Source organism: Pseudothauera lacus (assembly GCF_003034845.1).
Lineage (GTDB): Bacteria > Pseudomonadota > Gammaproteobacteria > Burkholderiales > Rhodocyclaceae > Pseudothauera > Pseudothauera lacus.
In genome coordinates, this window is sequence record NZ_PZKC01000002.1 from 293,860 (window position 1) to 306,226 (window position 12,367).

Here is a 12,367-nt window from a genome sequence, read left to right on the forward strand (position 1 = left end):
ATGGACAAGTCACTCATCCTCACTCTTGGCGACGAGCTCTTCGCGGCACTGACCTCCGGCCAGGCCGTCGAGCCGCTGACCACGCGCTTCCCGGATATCAGCGTCGACGACGCCTATCACATTCAGCAGCGCATGATCGCGCGCCGGCTGGAGCAGGGCGAACGGGTCGTCGGCAAGAAGATCGGTGTGACCAGCGCAGCGGTCATGAACCTGCTCGGTGTGCACCAGCCCGACTTCGGCTACATGCTCGACAGCATGAGCTTCAGCGAAGGTGAGGCGGTGCCCATGGAGCGGCTGATCCAGCCCAAGGCCGAAGGCGAGATTGCCTTTGTCATGAAACGCGACCTGATGGGCCCGGGAATCACGGCTGCCGACGTGCTGGCTGCAACCGAAGGCGTCATCACCTGCTTCGAGATCGTCGACAGCCGCATCCGTGACTGGAAGATCAAGATCCAGGATACCGTCGCCGACAACGCTTCCTGCGGTGTCTTCGTGCTCGGTGACCGCCTGGTCGATCCGCGCCGCGTCGATCTGGCCACCTGCGGCATGGTCCTGGAAAAGAACGGCGAGATCGCCTGCACCGGCGCCGGGGCGGCCACGCTCGGCAATCCGGTCAACGCCGTCGTCTGGCTGGCCAACATGCTCGGCACCCTGGGCATTCCCCTGAAGGCCGGCGAGATCGTGCTGTCCGGCTCCCTGGGGCCAATGATCCCGGTCCAGGCCGGCGACAACCTGCGTTGCACCATCGGCGGCATCGGTGGCTGCTCGGTGCGCTTCATCTGACTCCAGGCAAGGGAAGTTCATGTCCAAGAAAATCAAGTGCGCACTGATCGGCCCCGGCAACATCGGCACCGACCTGCTTTACAAACTCAAGCGCAGTCCGCTCCTGGAACCGGTCTGGATGGTTGGCATCGACCCCAGCTCGGAAGGCCTGCAGCGGGCGCGCGAGCTCGGTCTGAAGACCACTGACCAGGGTGTCGACGGCTTGCTGCCGCACGTCGAAGCCGACGGCATCCAGATTGCCTTCGATGCCACTTCTGCCTACGTGCACGCCGAAAACTCGCGTCGGCTGAACGAGCGCGGGGTGATGATGATCGACCTCACGCCGGCGGCCATCGGCCCGTACTGCGTGCCGCCGGTCAATCTCCAGCAGCACATCGGTCAGCGCGAGATGAACGTCAATATGGTCACCTGCGGCGGTCAGGCGACCATTCCCATGATCTACGCGATTTCGCGCGTGCAGGCGGTGAAATACGGTGAGATCGTCGCCACCGTCTCGTCGAAATCGGCCGGTCCCGGCACGCGCAAGAATATCGACGAATTCACCCGTACCACCGCCAGCGCTGTCGAGAAGGTTGGCGGAGCAAAGCAGGGCAAGGCGATCATCATCATCAACCCGGCCGAACCGCCGCTGATCATGCGCGACACGGTCCACTGCCTGACCGAGGAAACGCCCAAGGCACAGGAGATCATGGATTCGGTGCACGACATGATCAAGGAGGTGCAGAAGTACGTGCCCGGCTACCGCCTGGTCAACGGGCCGGTGATCGATGGCAACCGTGTCTCCGTCTTCCTGGAGGTGAAAGGCCTGGGCGATTTCCTGCCGACCTATGCCGGCAATCTGGACATCATGACGGCCGCCGCCGCCCGCACAGCGGAGATGTTTGCCGAAGAACTCATCAAGGGTGCAGTGACGCTCCAGTAAGGAAATGACCATGAATCTGCACGGCAAGAAAATCACCGTCCACGACATGACCCTGCGGGACGGCATGCACCCCAAGCGTCACCTGATGACCCTGGATCAGATGCGCAGCATCGCCACCGGCCTGGACGAAGCGGGTGTGCCGCTGATCGAAGTCACCCACGGCGATGGTCTGGGGGGGTCTTCGGTGAACTACGGTTTCCCGGCGCACACCGATCAGGAATATCTGTCCACCGTCATTCCCTTGATGAAGCAAGCCAGGATCTCGGCCCTGCTGCTGCCCGGGATCGGCACCGTCGACCACCTCAGGATGGCGCACGAACTGGGGGTGCGCACGATACGCGTGGCTACCCATTGCACCGAGGCCGACGTCTCCGAACAGCACATCACCCTGGCCCGCAAGATGGACATGGACACCGTCGGCTTCCTGATGATGAGCCACATGGCCTCTGCCGAACGACTGGTCAAGGAAGCGCGCTTGATGGAAGCCTATGGCGCCAACTGCATCTACGTCACCGACTCGGCCGGCCACATGCTGCCGGGCGATGTCAGGGAGAAGCTCGGCGCCGTGCGTGCCGCCCTGAAGCCGGAGACCGAGCTGGGTTTCCACGGCCATCACAACCTGGCCATGGGGGTTGCCAACTCCATTGCCGCTGTCGAGGCCGGTGCCGTGCGCATCGATGCCGCCGCCGCCGGTCTGGGGGCGGGGGCCGGCAATACGCCGATGGAAGTGTTTGTCGCCGTATGCGACATGATGGGTATCGAGACCGGTGTCGATGTCGCCAGGATTCAGGATGTGGCGGAAGACCGCGTGGTGCCGATCATGGATCACCCGATCCGCATCGACCGCGATGCGCTGACGCTGGGGTATGCCGGCGTCTATTCCTCCTTCCTGCTGTTCGCCAAGCGGGCAGAGAAGAAGTACGGCATTTCGGCGCGCGACCTGCTGGTCGAACTGGGCAAACGCGGCATGGTCGGCGGCCAGGAGGACATGATCGAGGATGCGGCGCTGACCATGGCCAAAGAAAGGGGGATAAGCGCATGAAACTTGATCAGGCCAGCATCCTGCAACTCGCCGAACACCTGGAAGACTGCGAGCTCGAAGCACGGGATACGCTCAAGGTCACCGACCAGCATCCGGACATGGACTGGGACGACGCCTACGCCATCCAGGACGAGATCCGCCGCCGCAAGCTGGCCCGTGGGGCCCGCATCGTCGGCCTCAAGGCCGGCCTCACCTCGCACGCCAAGATGAAGCAGATGGGCGTCGAGTCACCGGTTTTCGGTTTTCTCGCCGACACCTTTGTCGTGCCGGATGGCGGTGAGGTGAGGATGGATGAATTGATCCACCCCAAGGTCGAACCGGAGATCTGTTTCGTCACCAAGGCGCCCTTGCGCGGCCCCGGTTGCCACATTGCCGCCGTTCTGGCGGCGACCGATTTCGTCATGGCCGGTATCGAAATCATCGATTCCCGCTACCGCGACTTCAAGTTCGACCTGAAGAGTGTCGTTGCCGACAACTGCTCATCCTCACGCTTTGTCGTGGGTGGCCGTATCGCTGATCCTGCCGATGTCGACCTGCGCACCCTGGGCGTGGTCATGGAGAGGAACGGCCAGCTCATCGGCCTCGGCGCCGGCGCTGCCGTCCTTGGTCACCCGGCTGCCGCCGTGGCCATGCTGGCCAACCATCTGGGTGCGCGTGGCGAGGAGATTCCGGCGGGCAGCCTGATCCTGTCCGGTGGCATTACCGAAGCCGTCGCCGTCGAACGCGGCGACCACGTCAACCTGAGAATTCAGGATCTGGGCTCGGTCGGCTGCAAGTTCATCTAAGGAGATTATCGTGCCCATTGCCCAGATCTACCTGCTGGAAGGGCGTACCGACGAGCAGAAGCGCGCGGTCATCGAGAAGGTGACGCGTGCTTTGCAGGAAGCTGTCGATGCGCCGGCTGAGAACATCCGCATCTGGATCCATGAAATACCGAAGACGAACTGGGGGATCGCAGGCGTCACCGCAGCGGATCTGAACCGCTGACGGCCAGCAGGAGAGGCCTCCCGTCAGGGGGCAGGCCGTCCGCCCGCTGAGTGCGGGTGCGGCGGGTTATCATCGCGGCCATGAGTGACGCCGCGCCTCTCGATGTCTTCACCTGCCCGCTCGACGGCATCCGCCTCATCGAGGCCTCCGCCGGTACCGGCAAGACCTGGAGCATCTGCGCGCTCTATCTGCGCCTGCTGATCGAGCGCGAGCTCGACATCGAGCGCGTGCTGGTGGTCACCTTCACGCGCGCCGCTACCGCCGAGCTGTCGGCGCGCATCCGCGAGCGCATCGTGGACACCCTGCGCGTGCTCGATGGCGGCGCGTGCGGCACCGACCCCTTCGTGCCCGACCTGCTCGCCGCCGCGGCACGTGCCGGCCAGACGCCGGCCGCCTTGCAGGCCCGCCTGCGCCACGCCCTGCAGGTTTTCGACGAAGCGGCGATCTTCACCATCCACGGCTTCTGCCAGCGTGTGCTGGCCGACACTCCGTTCGCCGCCGCGCTGCCCTATGCGCTCGAACTGGTCGAGGACGACAGCGCGCTGCGTCGCGAGGTCGCCGAGGACTTCTGGCGCCGCCGCGTCGCCGGTGCCGCGCTGCCGGCCCTGCTGGCTCGCGAGCTGGGCGCGCGCGGCGACTGTCCGCAGCGCTGGGCGGGCGTGCTGCAGCGCTACATGGCGCGCCCATGCGCACAGGCACTGTGGGATGCGGTGCCGGCGGACGCTCTGGAGCGTGCGACGGTGGACCTGGAGGAGGCCTGGGCGGCGCTGCCCGCGGCGGCTGTTGACGAGGCTGTGGCGGCACTGGCGGCCCCCGCGGTGAAGCTGCACCGCAGCACCTACAAGCCGGAAGCCATCCTTGCCGCGGCCCGTCAGTGGCGGGCGTGGCTGGCCAGTGGCGATCCCGCCGCGCCCCTGCCGCCGGCGCGCGAACGCAAGCTCCAGCTGCTTGCCGCGAGCATGCTGGCGGAGAAATCTACCGGCGGCGCGGCCCCGCCCGCGCATCCCTTCTTTGCTGCCGCGCAAACCCTGCTCACCGCCCGCGAGGCCTGCGAAGAGGCCGTGCACGGCGCGCGCCAGCAACTGCTGCGCGCCTTTGTCGACGAGGCCGCCGCTGACCTGCGCGCGCGCAAGCTCAGCCGCCGCCAGATTGCCTTCGACGACATCCTGTGGAACGCCCGCGAGGCCCTCAGCGACGGCGCCCGGCCGTGGCTCGCCGCCGACCTGCACGCGCGTTATCCGGTGGCCCTGATCGATGAATTCCAGGATACCGATCCGCTTCAACTGGAGATTTTCTCCAGCATCTACCAGCGTCCTGCGGCGCGTGGCACGCTGTTCCTGGTCGGTGACCCCAAGCAGGCCATCTACAGCTTCCGCAGCGCCGACCTGTTCACCTATCTGCAGGCCCGCAGCGAGGCCGATGCGCGTTACGCGCTGGCCCACAACCAGCGTTCGGCGCCCGCGCTGATCGACGCCTGCAACCGCCTCTTCGCCGCCAACCCGGCGCTTTTCATGCTCCCCGGCCTGGACTACGTGCGCGTCGCTCCGGGCAGCCGGCAACGTCCGCCGCTGACCGATGCAGGCAGCAGCGACGGCGCCGCACTGCGGCTGTGGCAGCTTCCGCCGGCGGCCGATGACCCCGAACGCCGCCTCAGCCGGGCGCAGGCGCTTGAACGCGGCGCCGCCGCCAGCGCCGCGGAGATCGCCCGTCTGCTGGACGGCGCCGGGCGCGGCGAAGTGCGCATCGGCGAGCGCGCGCTGCTGCCGCAGGACATCGCCGTGCTGGTGCGCAGCCACCGCCAGGGCGCGCTGATGCGCCGCGCCCTCGGCGCGCTGGGGGTGGGCAGCGTCGAACTGGCGCAGGCCAGCGTCTATCTCAGCGCCGAGGCCGAAGAGCTCGAACGCGTCCTGCTGGCGATCGCCGAGCCGGGGCGCGCACCGCGTGTGCTCGCCGCCCTCGCCACCGTCGCCATGGGGCGCGATGCCGCCACCCTGGCGGCACTGGCTGCCGACGAGCGCCGCCTGCCGGAGGAGCTGGCGCGCTTTGCGCGCTGGCGCGAGATCTGGCTGAGCCGCGGTTTTGCCGTCATGCTGCGGCGCTGGATGGTGGACGACGGCGTTGCAGCGCGCCTGCTCGGCAGCGCCGATGGCGAGCGCCGCCTGACCAATCTCATGCATCTGGCCGAGCTGTTGCAGCAGGACGCCGGCAGTGCCGCACCGGAAGCCCTGCTGCGCACCCTGGCGGCGCGGCGTGGCGGCGAAGGCGGCGGCGAGGCCGCCCAACTGCGCCTCGAATCCGACCGCAATCTCGTCCACATCGTCACCATCCACCGCGCCAAGGGGCTGGAGTACGGCGTGGTGTTCTGCCCCTTCCTGTTCGACGGCCACGTGCGGCGTGAGGGCGACGAGGGGCTGCGTGCCTGGCATGGCGAGGACGGCCGCCTGTTCCTCGATGCCCGCCGCCAGCTCGATGACGATGAGGCACAGGCGGTGGCCGCGCGCATCCGCCTCGAAAGCGCTGCCGAGGATCTGCGCCTGATCTACGTTGCGCTGACCCGCGCGGTGTATCGCTGCTACCTGGTCGTGGGTTGCTACGGCCGTCAGCACGGGCGCGGTTACAGCCACAGCGAGAGCACGCGCAGCCTGCTCAACTGGATGGTCGCCGGTAGCGGCTGCGCGCCGGGGGCGTGGTTCGACGGCAGGCCTGCGGTGGCCGACATCGAGGCCGCCTGGCAGGCGCTGGCAGGCGCGGCGGACAGCGCCGGCGCGCCCGCGATCAGCATCGCCACGCTGCCCGCCGGCAACACCGTGGCACTGCCGCCGGCGTTCGTCGGTGCGGCGCAGCCGGAGGCCCTGGTGCCGCCGCCGCTGCCGGCAGGGTGGCGCATCGGCAGTTTCAGCGCGCTGATCTTCGGCGCCAGCCACGAACAGGCCGCGCGCGACCACGACGCCCATGCCGGCACGGAGGTGGCGCTGCGCGACGACGCCGGGGCGCAGCCGGAGGCCAGCGACATCCTGCGCTTTCCGCGCGGCCCGGCCGCTGGCGACTGCATCCATGCGGTGTTCGAGCGCCTCGTGTTCACCGCGCCGGAGAGCCGCGCGGGTGCCATTGCGCGCGCCCTCGCAGAGCATCCGCAGAGCCTTGCCGGCGTCTCCGAAACCGAGGCCGGACCCCGCCTGCAGGCCATGCTGGCAGGCATGGTGGATGACGTGCTGGCCGCCGAGATCGTCCCCGGCCTGCGCCTTGGCAGCGTGCCGGCAACGCGCTGCAGCGTCGAGCTGGGCTTCCACCTGCCGGCCCCGCAGCTCGATGCGGCGGCCCTCAACGCCTGGCTGGCTACGCACGGCTACGACATGCCGCAGCTGAGCTTTGCGGCGCTGTCGGGCTACCTGAAGGGCTATATCGATCTGGTCTTCGAACATGACGGGCGCTACTGGGTGGCGGACTGGAAGTCCAACCATCTCGGCGATCGAGTCGAAGACTACGCTGCGCCCGCCCTCGATGCGGCGATGCGTGCCCACGGCTACCATCTCCAGCACCTCATCTACACCCTCGCCGTGCACCGCCACCTGCGCCGCGCGCTGCCGGACTACGACTATGAGCGCGATTTCGGCGGCGTGCTCTACCTCTTCGTGCGCGGCGTGCGCCCGCACTGGCGCGTCGATGGCGCCGCCGCCGGGGTCTGGCGTCACCGCCCGGCGGCGGCGGTGATCGCCGCCTTCGATGCCCTCGTCGGCGCGGTCTCCACGCCCGTTGCCGACGCCGTCTGAGCCCGCGATGTCCGACCACGCCGCCCTCGACCTTGCCACCGGCTTTGCCGAGCACCTCGCCGACTGGGCGCGGGCGCTGGGCGCGCCGCCCGCTGCGCTGGCAGCGCTGCGCCGCGTCGGCCGCCAGCTCGCCCTTGCCGGCAGCGCCGGGCACGTCTGCGTGCCGCTCGCCGAGCTTGCCGAGGACGGCGATGTCGCCGGCCTGCGCGCCACCCTGCTGGCCAGCGCCGTCGTCGATGCCGGCCCGCCGCCCTCCGGCAGTGCCCGGCCGCTGGTCGTCGATGCCGACGGCCGCCTCTACCTGCGCCGTCATTTCGATCTCGAAGGGGCCCTCGCGGACCTCTTGCGCGCGCGTGCCGCGGCGCCCGACGCGGTGCTCGACGAGGAGGCGGTGGGGGCGCTGCTGGCACGCTTCTTCCCGCCTCGCGCCGGCGCCCGCCCGGATCGCCAGCGCCTGGCCGCGGCGCTGGCGCTGCTGCGCCCGTTGACGGTGATCAGCGGTGGCCCCGGCACCGGCAAGACAACCACCGTGGCGGCCCTCCTGGGTTGCCTGCTGAGCCTGCAGCCGACGCTGCGGGTGGCGCTCGCGGCGCCCACCGGCAAGGCCGCCGCACGCATGCTCGAAGCCCTGCGCGCGCGCGCTGCGAGTCTGCCCGCCGCGCTGCGCGCCTGCCTGCCCGAGGAAGCGTGGACGGTGCACCGCCTGCTCGGTGTCACCGCCACCAGCGGGCGCTTCCGCCACCATGGCGGGCATCTGCTGCCGTTCGACGTGGTGGTGGTTGACGAGGCCTCGATGCTCGATCTTGCCCTCGCTACCAGTCTGGTAGAGGCGGTGCCGCCGGGGGCGCGTCTGATCCTCCTTGGCGACAAGGATCAGCTCGCCGCCGTCGAGGCCGGCGCGGTGTTCGCCGAACTCTCCGCCGGCAGTCGCTGGCGTGCCTCCACCGCGGCGCGCCTGGCCGCACTGGCAGGGGCGCCGCCGGTTGCGGATGGCGAGGCAGGGGCCTTGCCCGACAGCGTGGTGTGGCTCACCGAAAGCCACCGTTTTGCCGCCGGCTCCGGCATCGGCCGTCTCGCCACCGGTATCAACGGCGGCCATGCGGCCGCCACCCTGGCTTGGCTGCGCGATGCCGCCGACGGCGCCGTGCAGTGGCTCGACGACGACGGCCGCCAGCCTGGCGCCGCGCTGCTGGCCGCCTGCGAGGCGGGCTATGGTGACTACCTCGAGGCCCTGCGCTGCGCCCCGCACGACCCCGCCACGGCCTTCGCCGCCTTCGAACGCTTCCGTATCCTCGCCGCCGTGCACGACGGGCCGCGCGGCGTGGCGGCGCTCAACCGCCACCTCGGGCAATACCTGCGCGCGCGCCTGGGCCACGCCCCCGCTGCCGGCAGTGCGTGGTATCCGGGGCGCCCGGTGATCGTGCTGCGCAACGACTACGTGCTCGGGCTCTACAACGGCGACATCGGCCTCACCCTGGCGGATGCCGACGGCCGCCTGCAGGTCTGCTTTCCCGCAGCGGGCGGAGGCTTTCGCACCCTCGCGGCGCTGCGCCTGCCCGAACACGAAACCGCCTTCGCGCTCACCGTGCACAAGGCCCAGGGCTCGGAGTTCGACGCCGTGCTGATGGTGCTGCCGGACGCCACCGCGGCGGTGCTGAGCCGCGAGCTGCTCTATACCGGTGTCACCCGCGCGGCGCGCCAGGTGACGCTGGCCGGCAGCGCCGCAGCCTTTGCGGCGGCCTGCGGACGGCGCACGCTACGCCACTCCGGCCTTGCCGCGCGCCTTGCGGAACGCCCGTCGACGACTGTCCCGCAGCCGCCATCAGGGTATTGACCCGCATGTCTCACCCCGTCCCTGCTGCGGGTGCCGATACGCTCGCCGTGGCACGCCGTACTCGCTCGCGCCGCCTCGACGTCGTGTCAGCTACGCCTTCGGCGCCGCTCGCTCCGTGCGGCGCACCACGACGGCGCCTCGACCCCCTCGTGACGTGCCTGTGTGGGAAATGCGGGTTTACCCGGCAACGAAATGCGCTATCCCGTTCGCCCTGAGCCCTTCGGCTACGCTCAGGAGAGCCTTGTCGAAGGGCGTTCGTGCCGACTGCGCTTCGACAGGCCGAACGGTATCTGATTGCCGGGTTAATAGGACAGCGGTGCTGGCGCTTATACCGGGCCGCGACCGCCGTGCCTGACTTCGATGGTGTCGGCCAGCGCCGCTTCCAGCGCCACCTCGGCTCCCCTGGGCTTGTAGTCCTTGAGCGCGCTACAGACCGTGGCGACCTTTTCGCCGGCGCTCTGGCCCTTGAGGTCACCCTTCTCCAGGCGCAGTTCTTCGAGCAGCTCGTTCCACACCATGCCGTCTTCCAGCGGCAGCAGCTTGAAGCCGACCCCGTCCAGCGTCAGTTGCATGGCCTTGCCGATGTTGTTCACGAAGAACACCGCCTGCATGTCGGCAGCGAAGTCCTTGCCATAGCGCTCGACGAACAGCGGCAGCTTGGCGATGTCGTCGAGCAGGCCGGCGGCCAGCACCAGCTTCTCGGCGTTGGCCAGCAGCACCGACTGGCGCACGCTGGCGGTGGGCGGCTTGCGGCGGCCGGAGGCATCGGCGATCTCGCCTTCGGTCAGCACCAGATCGCCGCGGTAGGCGGTGAGGCCGGCGCCGGCCGCTTCGGTGAAGTTGGAGTTGAACAGCAGGTTCTGTTCTTCGTAACGCTTGAGCAGCATGTCGCGACCTCTTGCAGTGGGTGAAATGCCACCCTTCAGCAGGAACTGCGCCAGCCTTTCCTGGCCGGCAGGCGCGCCGCAAACCCGCGCCCTGCCGCGCGCGGTGATCTGCCGCAGCGTCGTTGGGGGCGGCGCAGGCGGCGGCTATGCGACAGATTGTCGGATTTGCGACGTCGTCTGCGTTTCAGGCCGGTACGCCCAGTACCACGTGCGAGGCCTTGATCACGGCGGTGGCGGCGACGCCCGCTTTGAGGCCGAGTTCGTTGACCGCATCGCGGGTGATCACCGCCATGACCTCGGTGCCGCCGGGCAGGGCAATGCAGACCTCGGCATTCACGGCGCCGACCTCCACCGCCTTCACGGTCCCTGCCAGCTTGTTGCGCGCGGAGAGCTTCACCCCTGAGGCGTCGGTGAGCACCATCACCCATGGAGCCTTGACCAGTGCAATGACTGCGCAGCCGGTGCTGAGGCCGAGTTCCTTGAGGCTGGTCAGGGTGACGACGGCGGTGAGGTGGTCACCACCGCCGAGGTCGATGTCCACCTCGGCGTTGACGGTGCCGGGACGGGTGGCGGCGACCTTGCCGCGGAAGATGTTGCGTGCGCTGACTTTCATCGTGGGCTCCTGTTCGCGAAATGTCGGTTTGTTGACGCGCTGTATTGTTGGCTACATAAAATGAAGCTGCGGCAGCGCAGGCCTGCGCCGGCAGACTCTAGTTCGTGCGCCTGTATTGGAGCAACCATAACGGCTGAAATAACGCCCTGGGCGGTTGGCACGAATATCGCTGTATACGGACATAAACAGATCATCCGAGGTGTTGAAGATGAATTCATGCGCAGTCTCCGACGAGGTGCTGCACGGTCTGTTGCGCGATGACGTGCCGGCAGGAGACCTTACGACCGCAACCCTGGGAATAGAAACCTGTCCGGGGCGGCTGACGTTCCGTGCCCGTGGTGCGATGCGAGTCTGTGGCGTCGAGGAAGCAGTCCGGCTGTTCGAGCTCGCCGGTGCGGCACAGTGCCGGCCCGCCGTGAGGTCGGGCACCGACGTGGCGGCGGGTGCCGAGCTGCTGCATGTCGAGGGCAGCGCCGGTGCGCTGCACCGGGCCTGGAAGACGGCCCAGATCCTGGTCGAATGGATGAGCGGGGTGGCCGGCAGTGCGGCCGCCATTGTCAGCGCCGCGCGGCCATTGCCGGTGGCCTGCACGCGCAAGAGCGTACCCGGTACCAAGGCGCTGTCGATCAAGGCGGTGTGTGCCGGTGGTGCCATCGCCCACCGCCTCGGTCTGTCGGAGACCCTGCTGGTGTTTGCCGAGCATCGCCTCTTTGTCGATGACTGCGCCGCTGCCACCCTGCGCCGCCTGCGCGCGCGGCAGCCCGAGAAGCGCGCCGTCGTCGAGGTCGCGGATATCGATGAGGCCATGGTGTGGGCTGCGGCGGGGGCGGAAATCCTGCAGCTGGAGAAGTTTCCTCCGCAGGCGGTGGCAGCGCTGCGCGGGCGCCTGCACGCCGCAGGACTGACACCGCTGCTGGTGGCGACCGGCGGTGTAGGGGCGCATAACGCGGCGGCCTACGCTGCAGCGGGGGCCGACATGATCGCCACCTCGGCACCGTACGGAGCTCCGCCCGCCGATGTCGCGGTGGGCTTCGAACGCCTGCGGGGAGGGGTGGCGGATGTGTGAGGGCGCCTTCAGCATGGGACTGGCCGCCAGTTGCCGGCGCCTTGGCAATGGTGCCCGCGTTGAGTGGCGCCAGGGGTTGCCCTCGCACTGGCGTGATCAGGTCATTGCGGCGCTCGATTTCGACATTCACCGCGACCCCGAGCTGGCAGCCGAACGCATCTTCGGCCGCGACGAGGACGGTGAGCCGTGCTACTACGCGCACCGCTGGACGCTCAGCGCGCCGTGCTCGGACGATGACGAGGAGTTCTACATGGTGGCGACCGCGGGCGAGTCGGTCACCGCCTGGCGTCTGCGCGACGGGCGCTGGCTGGTGTGCCGTGTGGTCCTCGGCAATGAGCGCTGCACGCCGCCGCAGCCGTTCTACCTCTTCAGTGAGCGGATGCCGCGTTGAGGTGGAGCCGTATCGGGTCCGTCGTCCGCGGCTGTCGCACAGCTTGTGTCGGATTACGGACTCGTTGTAGCG

The 12,367-nt window shown here is 68.7% G+C and carries 11 protein-coding genes; 9 read left to right on the forward strand and 2 right to left on the reverse strand.

Annotation, left to right across the window (positions count from 1 at the left end):
- The 7 genes from dmpE (at position 1) to recD (ending at position 9,338) form a co-directional block, all read left to right on the forward strand.
- Positions 1–783, forward strand: coding sequence for a 2-oxopent-4-enoate hydratase (gene dmpE / locus C8261_RS03365; protein WP_107492248.1), 783 nt, complete (start codon positions 1–3; stop codon positions 781–783).
- Positions 784–802: 19 nt separating this feature from the next.
- Positions 803–1,705, forward strand: coding sequence for an acetaldehyde dehydrogenase (acetylating) (locus tag C8261_RS03370; protein WP_107492249.1), 903 nt, complete (start codon positions 803–805; stop codon positions 1,703–1,705).
- A 10-nt stretch (positions 1,706–1,715) separates the two neighbouring features.
- Positions 1,716–2,747 (forward strand): 4-hydroxy-2-oxovalerate aldolase, encoded by a 1,032-nt coding sequence (gene dmpG, locus C8261_RS03375; RefSeq protein ID WP_107492363.1) that lies wholly within the window; start codon positions 1,716–1,718, stop codon positions 2,745–2,747.
- Positions 2,744–3,532, forward strand: coding sequence for a 2-oxo-3-hexenedioate decarboxylase (gene dmpH / locus C8261_RS03380; RefSeq protein ID WP_107492250.1), 789 nt, complete (start codon positions 2,744–2,746; stop codon positions 3,530–3,532). Before dmpG ends, dmpH begins: the two co-directional genes overlap by 4 nt.
- Before the next feature lie 10 nt (positions 3,533–3,542).
- Positions 3,543–3,734 (forward strand): 2-hydroxymuconate tautomerase, encoded by a 192-nt coding sequence (locus tag C8261_RS03385; protein ID WP_107492251.1) that lies wholly within the window; start codon positions 3,543–3,545, stop codon positions 3,732–3,734.
- An 80-nt stretch (positions 3,735–3,814) separates the two neighbouring features.
- Positions 3,815–7,504 (forward strand): exodeoxyribonuclease V subunit beta, encoded by a 3,690-nt coding sequence (gene recB / locus C8261_RS03390; RefSeq protein WP_107492252.1) that lies wholly within the window; start codon positions 3,815–3,817, stop codon positions 7,502–7,504.
- A gap of 7 nt (positions 7,505–7,511) precedes the next feature.
- The gene (gene recD / locus C8261_RS03395) at positions 7,512–9,338 is read left to right on the forward strand and encodes an exodeoxyribonuclease V subunit alpha (protein ID WP_107492253.1); all 1,827 of its coding nucleotides are present in this window, start codon (positions 7,512–7,514) and stop codon (positions 9,336–9,338) included.
- Between the two features lie 326 nt (positions 9,339–9,664).
- On the opposite strand, the gene C8261_RS03400 is transcribed toward recD, so the two are convergent.
- Both C8261_RS03400 and C8261_RS03405 read right to left on the reverse strand, forming a co-directional pair.
- Complete coding sequence (locus tag C8261_RS03400) at positions 9,665–10,225, reverse strand: hypothetical protein (protein WP_107492254.1); 561 nt, start codon at positions 10,223–10,225, stop codon at positions 9,665–9,667.
- 184 nt (positions 10,226–10,409) lie between these two features.
- Complete coding sequence (locus tag C8261_RS03405) at positions 10,410–10,838, reverse strand: TOBE domain-containing protein (protein ID WP_107492255.1); 429 nt, start codon at positions 10,836–10,838, stop codon at positions 10,410–10,412.
- A 208-nt stretch (positions 10,839–11,046) separates the two neighbouring features.
- Between C8261_RS03405 and modD the strand changes: the two genes are divergently transcribed.
- Positions 11,047–11,904, forward strand: a complete 858-nt coding sequence (gene modD / locus C8261_RS03410; RefSeq protein ID WP_107492256.1) for a ModD protein — start codon at positions 11,047–11,049, stop codon at positions 11,902–11,904.
- Entirely contained in the window at positions 11,897–12,295 is a 399-nt protein-coding gene (locus C8261_RS03415; protein ID WP_107492257.1) for a hypothetical protein, read from the forward strand. Before modD ends, C8261_RS03415 begins: the two co-directional genes overlap by 8 nt.
- Positions 12,296–12,367: the final 72 nt, after the last annotated feature.

Coding starts and splice junctions, on each gene's coding strand:
- dmpG (WP_107492363.1), top strand. CDS start 1,716: ATGAATCTGCACGGCAAGAAAATCACCGTCCACGACATGACCCTGCGG.
- recD (WP_107492253.1), top strand. CDS start 7,512: ATGTCCGACCACGCCGCCCTCGACCTTGCCACCGGCTTTGCCGAGCAC.
- C8261_RS03415 (WP_107492257.1), top strand. CDS start 11,897: ATGTGTGAGGGCGCCTTCAGCATGGGACTGGCCGCCAGTTGCCGGCGC.
- dmpH (WP_107492250.1), top strand. CDS start 2,744: ATGAAACTTGATCAGGCCAGCATCCTGCAACTCGCCGAACACCTGGAA.
- C8261_RS03400 (WP_107492254.1), bottom strand. CDS start 10,225: ATGCTGCTCAAGCGTTACGAAGAACAGAACCTGCTGTTCAACTCCAAC.
- C8261_RS03405 (WP_107492255.1), bottom strand. CDS start 10,838: ATGAAAGTCAGCGCACGCAACATCTTCCGCGGCAAGGTCGCCGCCACC.
- modD (WP_107492256.1), top strand. CDS start 11,047: ATGAATTCATGCGCAGTCTCCGACGAGGTGCTGCACGGTCTGTTGCGC.
- dmpE (WP_107492248.1), top strand. CDS start 1: ATGGACAAGTCACTCATCCTCACTCTTGGCGACGAGCTCTTCGCGGCA.
- C8261_RS03370 (WP_107492249.1), top strand. CDS start 803: ATGTCCAAGAAAATCAAGTGCGCACTGATCGGCCCCGGCAACATCGGC.
- recB (WP_107492252.1), top strand. CDS start 3,815: ATGAGTGACGCCGCGCCTCTCGATGTCTTCACCTGCCCGCTCGACGGC.